This window comes from Pseudoalteromonas sp. Angola-4, assembly GCF_028599265.1.
Taxonomy (GTDB): Bacteria; Pseudomonadota; Gammaproteobacteria; order Enterobacterales; family Alteromonadaceae; genus Pseudoalteromonas; species Pseudoalteromonas atlantica.
The window spans coordinates 108,078-124,048 of the sequence record NZ_JAQREK010000008.1 but is presented as its reverse complement, the minus strand read 5'-3'; the positions used below and the strand labels follow the sequence as shown (position 1 = coordinate 124,048).

Sequence of the window (15,971 nt, the reverse complement as noted above, 5' to 3'; positions counted from 1 at the left end):
CATTTTGGCTTAAAGGCCTGCAGCTGCGCGAAGTGCGTCTGCTTTATCTGTACGTTCCCATGGGAATTCGTCACGACCAAAGTGACCGTATGCCGCTGTTGGTTGGTAAATTGGGCGCTCTAAATCAAGCATTTGAATTAAGCCGTAAGGGCGTAGGTCAAAGTGCTCACGAATAAGCTCAATTAAACGACCTTCTTCAAGCTTGCTTGTACCAAAGGTTTCAACGCTGATAGAGGTAGGCTCTGCTACACCAATTGCGTAAGATACTTGTAGCTCACACTTATCAGCAAGGCCTGCAGCCACTACGTTTTTAGCTACGTAACGTGCGGCGTATGCAGCTGAGCGGTCAACTTTTGATGGATCTTTACCTGAGAAAGCACCACCACCGTGACGTGCCATACCACCGTATGTATCTACGATGATTTTACGACCTGTTAAACCACAGTCGCCCATAGGTCCGCCAATTACAAAACGACCCGTTGGGTTAATGAAAAATTTAGTCGCGCTAGTAATAAGCTCGGCAGGAAGTACCGGCTTAATGATGGTTTCCATCACGGCTTCTACTAAGTCATTTTGCGAAATTTCTTCAGCGTGCTGAGTAGAAAGTACAACTGCATCAATACCTACTGGCTTGCCGTTTTCGTATGCAAAAGTTACTTGAGATTTTGCATCTGGACGTAACCAGTTAAGCTCGCCGCTTTTACGTACTTGCGCTTGGCGCTGTACTAAACGGTGTGAGTAAGTAATTGGCGCAGGCATTAGTACTTCTGTTTCGTTACATGCATAACCAAACATTAAGCCTTGGTCGCCAGCACCTTGTTCTTCTGGGCTAGTACGGTCAACACCTTGGTTAATATCAGGAGACTGCTTACCAATAGTGTTTAAAATTGCACACGAGTCTGCATCGAAACCCATGTCTGAATGCGTGTAGCCAATTTCACGTACTGTTTTACGTGTAATTTCTTCAATATCAACCCATGCGCTAGTGGTAATTTCACCACCAACCATAACCATACCGGTTTTTACGTAAGTTTCGCACGCAACACGGGCATGAGAGTCTTGCTCTAGGATAGCATCAAGTACCGCATCAGAGATTTGATCGGCGATTTTATCCGGATGACCTTCAGAAACAGATTCAGAAGTAAATAAATGTTTTGCCATTGTATTTCTGCTCACAAATATTGCGCTTCACAAACGTCGGTATTAGCGCTAAAAAATTAAGGGGCGTATTTTATCTAAAACAAAACACCTTGCATAGTGTTTTTACGCCTAGACGTCTAAATAAAATGAGTAATAACTTTTTGGTCTTAAAAAATATTCATAATAGCCCATTTTTATGGGGTTTTTAATTGCACACTGCACCCACATTAAGTAAGAATGGTTGCTATAACAGCTCTTAAGTTACTTAAGGGTATTAACGAACACATAAGTACCCGCGCAAATACACATAAAGGTAGGAGAATTCATGCCATCTCGCAAAGAACTTGCAAATGCTATTCGCGTCTTGTCAATGGACGCAGTACAAAAGGCCAAATCTGGCCACCCTGGAGCCCCTATGGGCATGGCCGATATCGCAGAAGTATTATGGCGCGATTATCTAAAGCATAATCCAACTAATCCAGAGTGGGCTGACCGTGACAGATTTATTCTTTCAAATGGCCACGGTTCAATGCTTATCTATTCTCTATTGCACCTAACTGGTTACGACTTACCACTTGATGAAATTAAAAACTTCCGTCAAATGCATTCTAAAACGCCAGGCCACCCTGAGTACGGTTATGCACCGGGAATTGAAACTACTACGGGTCCACTAGGTCAGGGGATCACAAACGCGGTAGGTATGGCGATTGCTGAAAAAGCGCTTGCTGCACAATTTAACCGTGAAGGCCACGACATTGTTGATCACTACACATATGCATTTATGGGTGACGGTTGTTTAATGGAAGGTATTTCTCATGAAGCATGTTCACTTGCTGGCACATTAGGCCTTGGCAAGTTAGTGGCTTTTTGGGATGACAACGGTATTTCAATCGATGGTGAAGTTGAAGGTTGGTTTAGCGACGATACACCAGCACGCTTTAAAGCGTACGGCTGGCATGTAATAAGTGACGTTGATGGCCACGACAGCGATGCTGTTAGTGCTGCAATAGCAGAGGCTCAAAGTGTTACCGACAAACCATCACTAATTTGTTGTAAAACAGTGATTGGTTACGGTTCACCTAACAAATCTGGTAGCCACGATTGTCACGGCGCGCCATTAGGTGATGACGAAATTACAGCGTCTCGCGAATTTTTAGGCTGGTCTGGTGGTGCATTTGAAATCCCTGATGATATTTACGCACAGTGGGATAGCAAAGAAAAAGGTCAACAGCTTGAATCTAGCTGGGACGAAAAATTTGCAGCATACGCAAAAGCATACCCAGAGCTTGCAGCTGAATATAAGCGCCGTATTAACAACGAACTTCCAGGCGATTGGGCTGAAAAATCTCAAGCATACATAGAGCAACTACAAGCAAACCCTGCAAATCCTGCATCTCGTAAAGCGTCGCAAAATGCATTAAATGCATTTGGCCCGTTATTACCAGAATTCATGGGTGGCTCAGCCGATTTAGCTGGCTCAAACTTAACAATTTGGGATGGCTCTAAAGGGCTAACTGCAGACGATGCAAGCGGTAACTACGTTTACTACGGTGTACGTGAGTTTGGTATGTCGGCAATTATGAATGGTATTGCCCTTCATAAAGGCTTTATTCCTTACGGTGCAACGTTCTTAATGTTTGTTGAATACGCAAAAAATGCGGTACGTATGGCTGCACTAATGAAGCAACCAAGCATTTTTGTTTACACGCACGATTCAATCGGCCTAGGTGAAGATGGTCCAACTCACCAACCGGTAGAGCAAATTGCTAGCATGCGTTTAACGCCAAACTTATACAACTGGCGCCCGTGTGACCAAGTTGAGTCGGCAATTGCATGGCAACAAGCTATTGAGCGTAAAGATGGTCCTACATCACTTATCTTTACTCGCCAAGGCCTTGAGCAACAAGCGCGTGACGCTCAGCAATTAGCAGATGTTAAAAAGGGTGGTTACATCCTTAGCTGTGACGGCGAGCCAGAGCTAATTATTATTGCAACAGGTTCTGAGGTGCAACTAGCACAAGACTCTGCAACAGAGCTACGCAGCCAAGGTAAAAAGGTACGTGTTGTATCTATGCCATGTACTGATGTATTTGAAGAGCAAAGCGCACAGTACAAAGAAAGCGTACTACCGGCAGCCGTTACACGCCGCGTAGCAGTAGAAGCAGGTATTGCTGATTACTGGTACAAGTACGTAGGCCTAAATGGTGCAGTAGTAGGTATGACTACCTTTGGTGAGTCGGCACCTGCTGGTGAGCTGTTTGAGTACTTTGGCTTTACAGTAGAGAACATTGTAAATAAAGCAAACGCGTTGTTTTAACCGTTAGCTTTAATATTTAAAAGCCCGCCCTGTGTAAAACAGGGCGGGCTTTTTTGTTTGCTGACTGAGTTATAAAGTGGCGTAGTAGCCTTAAGATACTTCAATCACACTGCTTGTAATACGTAGTACTTTTTTGGCTTAAAGCCTTTTGTGTTTTAATTTCAGATGAGTAATTTTCACAGCGCTTTTCTTGCAAGGCTATGACCTATCAGGCAAGGTGGTGGCCGATTAAATAAAATAATACAACAGGAGTGAGGATGTCTCAGTTTGAAAATGTAAGCGTAATTAAAAAAGCGAACGTGTATTTTGACGGTAAAGTATCAAGCCGTACCGTGGTATTTAACGATGGCACAACCAAAACGCTAGGCTTTATGCAACCAGGCGAATTTGTATTTGATACAAGCAAAAAAGAACTCATGGAGCTGTTAGGCGGCCAATGGGATATTTTATTACCTGGCGAAACGCAGTGGAAAACATTTATCGCGGGCGAATCATTTAACGTTGATGCCAATGTTAGCTTTAAAGTAAAAGTGAGTGATTTTGCTGACTATTGTTGTTCGTACACAGACTAAACGCTAAAGGCTAGACGTCTGAAAGCCCATACCCTATGGGCTTTGCATAAACTTTGCACAACTTATAATTTAAATCAGTTTAAGTAACAAATTAATTTCAAAAATCAGTGCTTTTTCCTTGTGTTAATCTAAATAGCCCCCAATACTATTTATGAGGTAACAAATAAAAGGATACCCTATGAAAATTAATCTTTCTGGTCACCATGTAGACGTTACTAACTCTATTAGAGAGCATATCAACGAAAAGTTTTCAAAAATCGAGAGCCACTTTCCATCACTTATCGCACTCGACATTATATTGTCTAAAGAGCATCACAAAATCCAAGCAGAAATTAGCACAAATTACGAAGGTGCGCGTATATCGGTAAAAGGGGAAAACGAAGTTATGTACCCGGCGATTGCAAGCGCAGCTAAAAAACTCGATGCAGCACTAAAACATCGAAAAGGGCAAATAAAAGCAAATTTACACGAAAAGCCTGTAAGCACAACGCCAGAAATAGCGCACGAAATCATCCAAGAGATGGAACTAAAATAAGATTTAGTCCCAAAGTACTATAAAAAAGAGCCTTACGGCTCTTTTTTATTGCCTTTAATTTAGGTAAGTTATTCAGCCTTCGGTGTTATTAATTATGAAAATTAATAACCAGAGCGAATAACACACATAATTTGAGAAATTAATGCAGCAAACACACACCTCTTGGAAATCTCGATTGGGCGCACTAGGCCCTGGTATCTTAATGGCAACCGCAGCAATTGGCGGCTCTCACTTAGTTGCATCTACTCAAGCTGGCGCGCTATTTGGCTGGCAACTGTTTTGGCTAATTCTCGTTGTTAACGTATTAAAGTACCCGTTTTTTCGCTTTGGTATGGAATACACCCTAGCAACCAAAAACAGTTTAGTAGAAGGCTATAAAAATAAAGGCCCTGTCTATTTTTATAGCTTTATTGGCTTAAATATATTGGCCGCCATAGTTAATACCGCAGGGGTGTTATTACTGACTGCAAGCTTGCTGCATTATGCACTGCCAATAGTGATAGAAGTCACGCTACTGTGTTGGATATTATTGGCCGTGTGTTTAGCTATTTTATTACTTGGGCACTTTAAAGCGCTCGACAGCGTTGCTAAAGGCATTATGGGGCTATTAACGTTAGCTACTGTTATTGCACTGGTTATCGCGTTTAGTAACGGCCCAATGGCTCCTGCTGACTATATTGGCCCATCACCTTACGAGTTGGCTATGCTGAGCTTTATGGTCGCGTTAATGGGCTGGATGCCAGCACCCATAGAAATATCAGCGCTTAGTTCGCTTTGGCTCAAAGAAAAACAAACTCAGCAAACGGTTACTAAAAGCCAAGGCTTATTCGATTTTAACGTAGGCTATTGGCTAACAGCCTGTTTAGCATTGGTATTTTTTAGCTTAGGTGTGCTGGTGCAATATGGGCAAAGCAGCAGTATTGAGCTTGGCGGTGTTGCCTTTGCTAAACAGCTTATTGATATGTACGCACTGACTATTGGCGAGTGGGCAAGGCCACTTGTATCAGCCATTGCTTTTTTATGTATGTTTGGCACTACACTCACCGTGCTTGATGGCTACGCCCGTACACTTAACGAGTCACATAAATTACTTGGTTTTAAGCAATCTAAACACAGTTTAAATATTTGGTTAGTACTGCAGGCCTTTGCCGGTATGGCCGTTATTTTATTTTTTAAATCGGCCCTGGGGCCAATGCTTACCTTTGCCATGACACTTGCTTTTGTCACTACCCCCGTTTTTGCATGGCTTAACTTTAGTTTAGTGCGCTCAGAGCCCGCCATTAAACACAGCGTACTATTGCGCAGCTTAACCTGGTTAGGCTTAGTGTACTTGGTTGGTTTTGCTGTTGCGTTTGTGGTGTGGAAGCTAGCAGCTTAAAAATAGCTATTTACTTTAGGGTTTTAATTAAAGCCCTAAAGCATTAAATTCAAGGGTTAAATGGGGTGTAAATGGATATTAGAACAGACGAGCTTTCAAACCCACACATTATAAAGTTACTACAAGCGCATCATAACGATATGCTAAAACACTCACCTGTTGAAAGCGTACATGCGCTGGATGTAACTAAACTCACTCAGCCCGATATAATTTTTTATAGCTTATGGATTGATAATAATTTAGCGGGTGTTGGTGCTTTAAAAGCACTAAATACAACGCATGGCGAAATTAAATCAATGCGCACCTCAAGCAACTATTTACGCCAAGGCATAGCCGCTAAGTTACTCACGCATATTATTGAGCAAGCAACACTGCGAGGGTATAAAAAGTTAAGCCTAGAAACTGGAACAGCAAAAGCATTTTTACCTGCGCAAAAGCTTTACACTCAATTTGGTTTTAAAGAGTGCGAGCCGTTCGGTGATTATCAGCTAGATCCGTATAGCTTGTTTATGAGTAAAGTGCTTTAGCTAAAGCAAAAGATACCAGCTGCCGCCCATTTAAAATCTTTAATTGAATTTGTACGCTATCTGCGTATACTTCTATGTATGAAAAGCCTATTTGTTGAATCAAGCATATTTGAAAAGTACCGAGAGCTGTACTTGAGTGATGACGAATATCGTTTATTTCAAGCAGACCTCATGGTTAACCCAAAACAGGGCGATGTGATTCAAGGAACAGGCGGCTTACGTAAAGTTCGAGTTGCGAGCAAAGGAAAAGGTAAGCGTGGCGGTTCAAGAGTTATATATTATTACTTGGACGACAAAAGACGTTTTTATCTACTCACTATTTACAGTAAAAACGAAGTAACCGATTTAACAGCAGATCAGAAAAAGCAATTAAAAGAATTCTTAGAGGTATGGCGCAATGAGCAAACGTGATTTATTTTCAGAATTAACGACAGCACTTGATGATGCTAAAGCGCATTCACAAGGAAAGCTAACGTTACGTACTCATGCAGTAAATGATATTAACGATCTTGCTATCTCACCCGATGAAATAGTAAATATTCGAGAAACATTTAATATGTCGCGCGGTGTATTTGCAAACATTCTACATACATCAGCAAGAACACTCGAAAACTGGGAGCAAGGGCGTAGTGCACCGAATGGGCAAGCAATTACCTTGTTAAAGCTTGTGCAGCGACATCCTGAAACATTGAATCATATAGCTGAATTGTAGGGCTTTGACACTGTAATACGATTTTTATTATGTTTTAAAATGAATAAAGCGCAGTTGAGCTACAAGGTATAATGTTGAAATATAAAAAGAATCCTTTCTTTTTATCAGTTAAATAATTGTCACATAAAGTTATTGATGATTAACAAGATTGGAGAAACTGAAGTAACTAACCTTACTAAATCAGCTAAAAACTTCTCACTAATTTTAATCGTGATTTGCATGATGCACCTCTCGGTCAAATGGTTTAAATTAATTGACCATTTTACCGTGCTAATGCTAACCTTTAGTTCTCACGCAAAAGGGTATGGCATTAGCAATTTACAAATGGTCAATACCTAAAGAAAGCCTAAGTTGATTTATAATCGCTTAGGCTTTTTTGTTATAACCATATTCCTTTTGGTTATATGTTTATATTATAACCTTATATAGAAGAGTGCAAATAATAATTTATAGGATAAGGGTAGGTATCATTATTTAGCCTTTCCTTGCTTGAAATTTCAACAGCTCATATTTAGCGCAGTAAGTCGGGTTGTTTCTAGTTAATTCATCATTATCGTCGGATGGCGCGGCTTCGCCACTTATCCGACCTACGTCTAAAGGTAGGTTGGTTAAGCCAAAGGCGCCACCCAACAACGTTATAGGTTCACGCCTGAAGCTCCACTGCTAGTTCTGAGCCTTCGTAAATTAACATTCTAACTCAGCTCTTTTATTGCATTACTTATTCCATCTAAACTCAGCGGGTACATTCTGTTATCCATCAGTTGCTTAATAAAATCAATCGATTGATAGTACGGCCAATGTTCAACAGGTTGTGGGTTGAGCCAGGCGACTTTATCAAAGTGATTTGTTATACGTTGCAACCATGCACTGCCGGGCTCTTCATTGTAGTGCTCTACCGAGCCGCCAGGGTAGGCTATTTCGTATGGGCCCATAGTGGCATCACCTACAAATATAACTTTGTAATCACTGGTAAATTTATTAATCAGTGTCATGGTGTCGATGATGTTTGAATGGCGCCGCGCATTGTCTTGCCAAACGTGCTCGTATAAACAGTTATGAAAGTAGTAAAACTCTAAATGTTTAAACTCGCTGTGGGCTGCGCTAAATAGCTCTTCGCAGGTATGAATGTAGTCATCCATTGAGCCGCCAATATCAAACAGCATTAATACTTTAACGGCATTGTGGCGCTCGGGTGCCATTTTTACATCCAGCATGCCGCCTTGTTTGGCGGTAGCGCGAATGGTCTCGTTTAAATCAAGGGTGTCACTTGCGCCTGTGCGGGCAAATTTACGTAATTTTTTAAGGGCGAGTTTAATAGTACGAGAGCCAATTTCGCGATCAGAGTCTAAATTGCGGTATTCGCGCTTATCCCACACTTTTACCGCTTGGCGATTACGGTTACCGTCTTGCCCTATACGCACGCCTTCTGGGTTATAGCCGTAAGCACCAAAAGGTGATGTACCACCAGTGCCCACCCATTTATTGCCGCCTGCGTGGCGTTTTTGTTGCTCTTCTAAACGCTCTTTTAAGGTTTTCATGAGCTCGTCGAGCCCACCCATGGCTTTTAGCTGGGCTTTTTCTTCATCGCTTAGGTGTTTTTCAAACTCTTTACGCAACCAGTCTTTAGGTAAGTTGTGCTGTTGTTTTAAACTTTCGAGCAAATCAAGGTCGGCAATACCGCTAAAATAGTCGCTGAAGGCTTTGTCGAACCTGTCAAAATGGGTTTCGTCTTTTACCATTATGGTGCGCGCTAAATGGTAAAAGCCATCTACATCGGCAAATATAACGCCTTTTTTTAAGGCGTTTATTAAATCGAGTAGCTCGCGTAGGCTTACAGGTAAACGGTATTTGCGCAGCGTGAAAAAAAACTGTACTAGCATGTTAGCGACGGCTCATAAACGCAAGTTTTTCGATGAGGCTTATGTCTTGCTCATTTTTAAGCAGTGCGCCAAACATCGGCATTAAGCCGCCTTTTTGGGCTTTATCGTGCAGTGTTTTAGCGTCTATATCTTCGGCCATTAAAAGCTTTAACCAATCCAGCAGTTCGCTGGTGGAAGGTTTCTTTTTAAGACCGTTGGCTTCACGTAAGTTAAAAAATACTTCGAGTGCTTGGCGAACTAAATCTTGTTTAACGTTAGGGTAGTGCACATCAACGATTTGCTGCATTTCTTCGCAGCTTGGAAAATCAATATAGTGAAAAAAGCAGCGGCGTAAAAAGGCATCTGGTAGTTCTTTTTCGTTGTTTGACGTGATGATCACAATAGGGCGTTCTTTCGCTACAATGCGCTCGTTAGTTTCGTAAACATGAAACTCCATTTTATCAAGTTCGAGCAGTAAGTCGTTTGGGAACTCGATGTCGGCTTTGTCTATTTCGTCGATTAAAAGCACTGGGCGTTTGCCGTTAAGTTCAGCGTAGTTAAACGCTTGCCACAGCTTACCTTTAACAATGTAGTTGCCAATGTTATGTACGCGCTCATCGCCTAATTGGCTGTCGCGTAGGCGCGATACCGCGTCGTATTCGTACAAGCCCTGTTGTGCTTTAGTGGTTGATTTAATGTGCCACTGAATAAGCTCGGTATCTAAGCTTTTAGCAAGCTCTTCAGCCAGCATGGTTTTACCTGTACCTGGCTCACCTTTAATTAATAAGGGTTTTTCAAGCATAATAGCGGCATTTACAGCCTGTTTAAGCGAGCTGCTAGCGATGTAGTTGTCGGTAGAATTAAATTGCACGGGTTCCCCTTGCCTGGTCTGATCAGTGTTGTATGTGATTATAATGCCATAGTTAATCTGCAGCTCCAAGGTAGGCAAAGCGTGGAATAGTGTGTCCATCTTTTTCAACAGTTTCTAAAAACATACTTAGTGGGCGTGCCCACATGCCGTACTCGCCATACAGGGCTTGGTATATAACTAGTTGCTCGTCGGTTTCACTGTGTGTTGCTACGTAAAATACTTTGTATTGTGGGCCTTTGTAGTGTTGATATATCCCTGGTTTGAGGGAAAGCGGTTTTATTGCTGTAGTCATGTTTTGATCTCTTGTATAATTGCGTTTGCTTTTTATTATGCCAAAGAATACACCAACACTATGAATTATATTTCGCTCGATGATCACAAAAAAGCCTGGGTTTTTCGTCATAAAGACCTCCCTGTATCTGAAGAAGACGCTGCGCGTATTAAGCCAATGACCAGCGAACGTGCTGCGGTGCTTTGGAGCACTATGGTGAGCCGCGAGTTCGACCACCCCGATTTTTTTGATAAAACCGATTGGTGCGGTAAAGAAGAAAGCTTTAGCGATGAAGTAAATTGGGAAGATGCGTGGGAAAATGGCGACGAAAGCTTACCGCAAGCTATTTTGGATCATTTAGATTGGCAGGCTAATACCACCGTTTATTTTTGTATGGCACGCGATAACGTTATAGAAACCACCTTTGATGTATTTAAACGTAATTGGCAAAACTTTATGTTTTTAGCTGATGGCAGTTTATTAATTGGTAAAAAGCGTAATACCGTGGTGCAATTTTTAGAAAGCGGCATTGCTAAATTAGGTGAAAAGCCAAGCGCTTAAATTGACAAGTGCGCTTAAAAAATAGCCGCTATTGTGCTATAAAACAGCTACCTAATTGTTTTTTGAGTATAACTATTGGTAGCGAAGAGTCAGCCACTTGCAGCTCAGCAGCAAGAAATATGGCAAAGTGATGCGCAAAAAGTGCTGTATGCACAATTGTGCAATGCGTTTTATCAGCGAGAGGTACAGCGCTTAGTTGCTGAGCCTAATGCCGATAAACTACGCCGCCAATTAAAAAGCTTACCGTATTATATAGAACGGGCGGCAACTTTGGTTGCCAATGGGAGTTCGCCGTTTACGCTCGACTCACAAAATGGCTCTTGGCTTGAAAAACAAAAGCCAACACCGCCAGAGGTTAACGCTCAGGCAAATGAACTTTTTTATAAAAAATATGCCCAAGTGGGGCTAATAGTGCCGGTGTTAATAAATAGCCATGACCAAGTGAGGCTAAGAATAGACAGCATAGATCAAGTAAGCGACAATAAACTGCACTGTAATGAACTAGGCTGGTTTGATTTTTTTGGCAAGGGCCTAGAGCAAGCAAATGCGCAGTTGGTAAAACCCAGTAAAATGAGTTTAACAGCGGCGTGTTGCGGGCATCAGTGGCAATTTTCAAAACGCTGCGCACCTAGGTTGCTTTCACTTAGAGAAATGCTATTAGCGGGTAATATTAATTGGCGTAATATAAAACGCCCACGAGCCTAATTTTATTTAAAAACGAATAGGGAGTGTCAAATGCGGTTTTTTCAGCTTGGCCTGTTGTGCTTAGCACTGTTTATACAATACCGACTTTGGTTTGGTCATAACGGTGTGCAAGACTATACACGTTTAAAAGCAGCCGTGGCTTCTCATCAACAAACTAACGAAAAACTAATTAAGCGCAATAAAGTACTTACCGCCGACATAGAAGATTTAAAGCTTGGTCAAGAAGGTATAGAAGAGCGCGCTCGTAACGAATTAGGAATGATTAAACCTGATGAAACATTTATACGTGTTTTACCGGGCAAACAACATGAAAAATAATAATTCAATAGCTGCCATTGTACCCGCTGCCGGTGTAGGCAGCAGAATGCAGCACAGTGCACCTAAGCAGTATATTAAATTGGCAGGAAAAACTATTTTAGAGCACACGCTCTGTAAGCTTTCGCAATTACAAAGCTTAAGCCAAATAGTTGTAGCCGTTAGTCAAACCGACCCTTATTTTGACTCGCTTGCGCACATAGACTCGCGAATTTTACGCGCGAACGGCGGGCAAGAGCGAGCAGACTCAGTGCTTAATAGCTTATTATTTTTAGAAAATAACCCTCCTGAATGGGTGCTGGTGCACGACGCAGCCCGCCCCTTAGTCACTATTAACGATATTGAAACCTTAATAGCGCATTGTATAGCCGACGACGAAGGCGGTATTTTAGCAAGCAAGGTAAAAGACACCATAAAGCGCGGTAACACGCATAGCGAGCAAACCGTGCCTCGTGATGATTTATGGCAAGCGCTTACACCGCAGTTTTTTAAATATGACGAGCTTAAAAATGCGTTGCAACGTGCGCTTTGTGAAGGCGTAACTATTACCGATGAAGCCAGTGCCATTGAGTGGGCAAATAAACCCGTTAAGCTAATTGCAGGGCGCAGCGACAATATTAAAATAACCACGCCTGAGGATTTAGACCTAGCGGGGTTTTTATTAAACAAACAACAAAACGAGCAAGCATTATGATTCGAATTGGCCATGGTTTTGACGTACACAAATTTGGTGGCGAAGGCCCAATAACAATTTGCGGCGAAAAAATAGATTACCCGCAGGGCTTTTTAGCACACTCAGATGGCGATGTTGCTATTCATGCATTATGCGATGCTATTTTAGGCGCGTTGGCAATGGGCGATATTGGTAAGCATTTTCCGGATACGGCGAGCGAGTATGAAAATATAGATAGCCGTATTTTACTTCGCCATGTTGTAGGCCTTGCCAAAGAGCAAGGTTATGTACTGGGCAATGGCGATGTCACTATTGTGGCGCAGGCTCCTAAAATGTTGCCACACATCCAAGCTATGCGCTCTAATTTAGCCAGCGATTTAAATTGCGAGCTTTCACAAATCAATGTTAAAGCGACCACCACCGAAAAGCTCGGCTTTGAAGGGCGTAAAGAAGGTATTTCTAGTCATGCGGTGGTTATTATGAGCAAAGCGCCTGAGAGTACAGCAAGCGCATGAGCGATTTAAATTACCTATACGGTGCACCCCTTTCAAAAGCAGACTTTAAAACCGTTGCTGAAGATTTTATGGTTGATGAAGACCTCGGCATAGAATTTACCGGCAGTGGTGAGCATGTATGCTTACAGGTCGTTAAAAAAGGTGAAAACACGCAATATGTGGCCAAGCTAATTGCACAAAAGGCTGGAGTGTCACCGCGCGAAGTAAGCTATGCCGGTATGAAAGACCGCCACGGCGTGTGTAGCCAATGGTTTAGTGTAAAAGTACCCATTAAAAAGCACATTGATTTTAGTGAACTCAATAGCGACAGCATTTTTGTGGTTTCGCAACAGCGCCACGAACGTAAATTACGCACCGGTTGCCACAAAGGAAACCGATTCACTATTACGCTTCGTAATGTAACCCAGCCGCTTGATATTTTATGCCGCATTAATGCCGTACGTGCGGGTGTGCCTAACTACTTTGGCGAGCAGCGCTTTGGCCGCGATGGGCATAATTTAGTTATGGCCGAAAAAATGTTTGCCGGCGAGCGCATTCGCGATAAAAAACTACGCGGTATTATTATCTCCGCTGCCCGTTCACATGTATTTAATCAAATAGTGAGCTTACGTGTTAAAGAGCATGGGTTAGCTAAAACCATGCACCGTGAAGTATTTATGCTAAGCGGTAGTAACGCATTTTTTGAAGATGCAATAAGCGATGAAAACATAGCGCGTTTAGCCTCTGGCGATATTATGATGTCGGCTCCTATGGTTGGTAAAAGCGAAAAGGGCTTAACTGATCAAGAAAAATTATGGCTAAAACCATACCAAGCATGGTGTGAGGGCTTAGGCGAATTAGGCCTTAAAAATGAGCGCCGTATGCTGCGCCTCATTCCGCAAGATTTAACCATAGAAACACTAGACGAAACGACTTTAAAATTAAGCTTTGGATTGCCTAAAGGGTGTTTTGCTACCGCACTTTTACGTGAGCTGGTGGATTACACCGATGCAAGCCCTAATGAGCGAAAAGAAAAGGACAGTCAAAATGAAGATACTGCTAAGTAACGACGACGGTGTAAACGCTAAAGGGATTGCTGTTTTATACCAGGCTCTTACGCAAATTGCCGATGTAACCCTTGTAGCCCCTGATCGTAACTGTAGTGGTGCCAGTAACTCGTTAACGTTAATAAATCCACTGCGCTCTACCACGCTTGAAAACGGCTTTATATCGGTTAATGGCACACCTACTGATTGTGTTCATTTAGGGGTTAATCAGTTAGTAGATGAAACGCCTGATTTAGTCGTAGCAGGTATTAACCACGGCGCTAATTTGGGCGATGATACATTGTATTCAGGCACTGTGGCTGCGGCGACCGAAGGGCGCCATTTAGGCTTGCCTGCTATTGCCGTGTCGCTTTGCTCGCACCATGGTGAGCACTTTGAAACCGCAGCAGCTGTGACCGTTAACATAATTAAAGGGCTGGCATCGCACCCACTGCCTAAAGATCAAATTATCAACGTAAATGTACCCGATATTCCTCTAAGTGAGCTAAAAGGGGTGCAAGTTACGCGTTTAGGCGCTCGACATAAAGCCGAAACTATGACCAAACAAACGGACCCATGGGGGCGTGATATTTTTTGGTATGGCTCGCTTGGTATTGAAAGCGATGCCGGTGAGGGCACTGATTTTTACGCTGTTAATAATGGCTATGCTTCAGTTACACCGTTAAGTGTTGATATGACAGCAAAAGAAAGTATTGAAGCGGTTGGGGAGTGGTTAGCTGAAATGGAGATAAACCGTGCTGGCTAATTACTCGCGCAGTGCTATTGCGCTTTCTAAGCTATTAGAGCAAGAAGGGGTAGAAGACAAACAGGTATTAAAAGCCATTGCAGATATACCACGTCATGCCTTTATTGATGATGTACTAAAACACAAGGCGTACGAAAATACGGCGTTGCCAATAGGGCAAGGGCAAACTATTTCGCAGCCTTATATTGTGGCGCGTATGACCGAGCTGCTTCATTTGGCTGGTGTACGCGACAAAGTGTTAGAGATAGGCACAGGCTCTGGTTATCAAACCGCAGTGTTAGCCAAGTGTTTTAATAAGGTGTATTCGGTCGAGCGTATAAAAGCACTGCAATGGCAGGCTAAACGCCGTTTACATCAACTAGATTTATACAATGTAACCATGAAACACGCCGATGGCTGGCAAGGCTGGCAATCGCAGGCCCCGTTTAATGGTATTATAGTTACCGCGGCCGCATCAAAAGTGCCCCAAGACTTACTTGCACAACTAGCTGATGGCGGTGTACTCCTAGCCCCCATTGGAGAGCAAGAACAAAAATTAACCATGGTTATTCGCCAAGGCGATAGCTTCACAGAGCATGTTATTGCACCAGTTCGGTTTGTCCCTCTCGTCCCTGGTGATATTGAATAGGAATTCACGTTGAAATTGTTTACTAAGTTATACGATATGGCCCTAGTGTGGGCAAAACACCGCTTTGCTGAGCGCTATTTAGCAGCCATGAGCTTTGCTGAGTCTGTTTTTTTTCCGGTACCACCGGATGTAATGCTTGCTCCTATGTCGCTTGCTCAGCCAAGTAAAGCGTGGCGCTTTGCAAGCTTTGCAACAGTTGCTTCAGTACTTGGGGGGATTGTAGGTTACTTTTTAGGTTACTGGTTATTTGAGCCTGTTGTACAGCCCTTTATTGAGCAGATGCACTGGCAAGAAAAGTTTGAAACAGCGCTTACATGGTTTAAAGAGTATGGCGTGTGGGTGGTATTTTTAGCAGGCTTTTCACCTATCCCTTATAAGGTATTTACTATTGGTGCAGGGGTATTACAAATGGCATTTTTACCATTTTTAATAGCGTCTGCCGTTGGCCGCGGTGCGCGTTTCTTTTTAGTTTCTGCTTTAATGAAGTGGGGCGGGGTTAAAATGGAGCAAAAATTACGTCAATATGTTGAAGTACTTGGTTGGGGTTTAGTTATATTAATAGCGGTTGCTTACTTTTTATTACGCTAACAAGCAAAAGTAG

Annotated in this window: 20 protein-coding genes; 16 read left to right on the top strand and 4 right to left on the bottom strand. The window is 42.5% G+C overall.

Annotated elements, in window-relative coordinates; all coding sequences use genetic code 11:
- Positions 1–9 precede the first annotated feature (9 nt).
- The gene (gene metK, locus PSH48_RS11385; protein ID WP_004586168.1) at positions 10–1,161 is read right to left on the bottom strand and encodes a methionine adenosyltransferase; all 1,152 of its coding nucleotides are present in this window, start codon (positions 1,159–1,161) and stop codon (positions 10–12) included.
- A 304-nt stretch (positions 1,162–1,465) separates the two neighbouring features.
- On the opposite strand from metK, the gene tkt reads away from it, so the two are divergent.
- The 7 genes from tkt (at position 1,466) to PSH48_RS11350 (ending at position 7,181) form a co-directional block, all read left to right on the top strand.
- Positions 1,466–3,457: a transketolase gene (gene tkt / locus PSH48_RS11380; RefSeq protein ID WP_029774273.1), complete on the top strand. Its 1,992-nt coding sequence runs from the start codon at positions 1,466–1,468 to the stop codon at positions 3,455–3,457.
- Between the two features lie 257 nt (positions 3,458–3,714).
- Positions 3,715–4,029: a pyrimidine/purine nucleoside phosphorylase gene (ppnP, locus tag PSH48_RS11375; RefSeq protein WP_024033130.1), complete on the top strand. Its 315-nt coding sequence runs from the start codon at positions 3,715–3,717 to the stop codon at positions 4,027–4,029.
- Positions 4,030–4,207: 178 nt separating this feature from the next.
- Positions 4,208–4,564, top strand: coding sequence for a ribosome hibernation-promoting factor, HPF/YfiA family (gene hpf, locus PSH48_RS11370; RefSeq protein ID WP_024033129.1), 357 nt, complete (start codon positions 4,208–4,210; stop codon positions 4,562–4,564).
- A gap of 142 nt (positions 4,565–4,706) precedes the next feature.
- Complete coding sequence (locus PSH48_RS11365) at positions 4,707–5,942, top strand: NRAMP family divalent metal transporter (protein WP_064385273.1); 1,236 nt, start codon at positions 4,707–4,709, stop codon at positions 5,940–5,942.
- A gap of 71 nt (positions 5,943–6,013) precedes the next feature.
- On the top strand, positions 6,014–6,469 hold the full coding sequence (locus PSH48_RS11360; RefSeq protein WP_064385272.1) for a GNAT family N-acetyltransferase: 456 nt from the start codon (positions 6,014–6,016) through the stop codon (positions 6,467–6,469).
- A 78-nt stretch (positions 6,470–6,547) separates the two neighbouring features.
- Positions 6,548–6,880, top strand: coding sequence for a type II toxin-antitoxin system RelE/ParE family toxin (locus PSH48_RS11355; protein WP_054982728.1), 333 nt, complete (start codon positions 6,548–6,550; stop codon positions 6,878–6,880).
- Complete coding sequence (locus tag PSH48_RS11350; protein ID WP_004586175.1) at positions 6,867–7,181, top strand: helix-turn-helix domain-containing protein; 315 nt, start codon at positions 6,867–6,869, stop codon at positions 7,179–7,181. The genes PSH48_RS11355 and PSH48_RS11350 overlap by 14 nt, the downstream gene beginning before the upstream one ends.
- A 692-nt stretch (positions 7,182–7,873) precedes the next feature.
- Here PSH48_RS11350 and PSH48_RS11345 read toward each other — a convergent pair.
- The 3 genes from PSH48_RS11345 to PSH48_RS11335 are packed head-to-tail and all read right to left on the bottom strand — an operon-like array spanning position 7,874 to position 10,203.
- Entirely contained in the window at positions 7,874–9,061 is a 1,188-nt protein-coding gene (locus PSH48_RS11345; protein ID WP_273611595.1) for a vWA domain-containing protein, read from the bottom strand.
- Position 9,062: 1 nt separating this feature from the next.
- Positions 9,063–9,911 carry an AAA family ATPase gene (locus PSH48_RS11340; protein WP_273611594.1) on the bottom strand — a complete coding sequence of 283 codons (849 nt, stop codon included), beginning with the start codon at positions 9,909–9,911 and terminating at the stop codon, positions 9,063–9,065.
- A gap of 52 nt (positions 9,912–9,963) precedes the next feature.
- The gene (locus tag PSH48_RS11335; protein ID WP_029774266.1) at positions 9,964–10,203 is read right to left on the bottom strand and encodes a DUF1653 domain-containing protein; all 240 of its coding nucleotides are present in this window, start codon (positions 10,201–10,203) and stop codon (positions 9,964–9,966) included.
- A 60-nt stretch (positions 10,204–10,263) separates the two neighbouring features.
- On the opposite strand from PSH48_RS11335, the gene PSH48_RS11330 reads away from it, so the two are divergent.
- The 9 genes from PSH48_RS11330 (at position 10,264) to PSH48_RS11290 (ending at position 15,958) form a co-directional block, all read left to right on the top strand.
- Positions 10,264–10,743 (top strand): DUF2947 domain-containing protein, encoded by a 480-nt coding sequence (locus PSH48_RS11330; RefSeq protein WP_024033120.1) that lies wholly within the window; start codon positions 10,264–10,266, stop codon positions 10,741–10,743.
- 75 nt (positions 10,744–10,818) lie between these two features.
- On the top strand, positions 10,819–11,448 hold the full coding sequence (locus tag PSH48_RS11325) for a hypothetical protein (RefSeq protein WP_024033119.1): 630 nt from the start codon (positions 10,819–10,821) through the stop codon (positions 11,446–11,448).
- Between the two features lie 30 nt (positions 11,449–11,478).
- Positions 11,479–11,766, top strand: a complete 288-nt coding sequence (ftsB, locus tag PSH48_RS11320; RefSeq protein WP_004586182.1) for a cell division protein FtsB — start codon at positions 11,479–11,481, stop codon at positions 11,764–11,766.
- Positions 11,756–12,457, top strand: a complete 702-nt coding sequence (gene ispD / locus PSH48_RS11315) for a 2-C-methyl-D-erythritol 4-phosphate cytidylyltransferase (RefSeq protein WP_054982725.1) — start codon at positions 11,756–11,758, stop codon at positions 12,455–12,457. The genes ftsB and ispD overlap by 11 nt, the downstream gene beginning before the upstream one ends.
- Entirely contained in the window at positions 12,454–12,951 is a 498-nt protein-coding gene (gene ispF / locus PSH48_RS11310; RefSeq protein WP_004586184.1) for a 2-C-methyl-D-erythritol 2,4-cyclodiphosphate synthase, read from the top strand. The genes ispD and ispF overlap by 4 nt, the downstream gene beginning before the upstream one ends.
- Positions 12,948–13,997 carry a tRNA pseudouridine(13) synthase TruD gene (gene truD / locus PSH48_RS11305; RefSeq protein ID WP_273611593.1) on the top strand — a complete coding sequence of 350 codons (1,050 nt, stop codon included), beginning with the start codon at positions 12,948–12,950 and terminating at the stop codon, positions 13,995–13,997. The genes ispF and truD overlap by 4 nt, the downstream gene beginning before the upstream one ends.
- Positions 13,978–14,742: a 5'/3'-nucleotidase SurE gene (surE, locus tag PSH48_RS11300; protein WP_273587458.1), complete on the top strand. Its 765-nt coding sequence runs from the start codon at positions 13,978–13,980 to the stop codon at positions 14,740–14,742. The genes truD and surE overlap by 20 nt, the downstream gene beginning before the upstream one ends.
- The gene (locus PSH48_RS11295; protein ID WP_004586187.1) at positions 14,732–15,370 is read left to right on the top strand and encodes a protein-L-isoaspartate(D-aspartate) O-methyltransferase; all 639 of its coding nucleotides are present in this window, start codon (positions 14,732–14,734) and stop codon (positions 15,368–15,370) included. The genes surE and PSH48_RS11295 overlap by 11 nt, the downstream gene beginning before the upstream one ends.
- Positions 15,371–15,379: 9 nt before the next feature.
- The gene (locus PSH48_RS11290; RefSeq protein WP_004586188.1) at positions 15,380–15,958 is read left to right on the top strand and encodes a YqaA family protein; all 579 of its coding nucleotides are present in this window, start codon (positions 15,380–15,382) and stop codon (positions 15,956–15,958) included.
- Positions 15,959–15,971 lie beyond the last annotated feature (13 nt).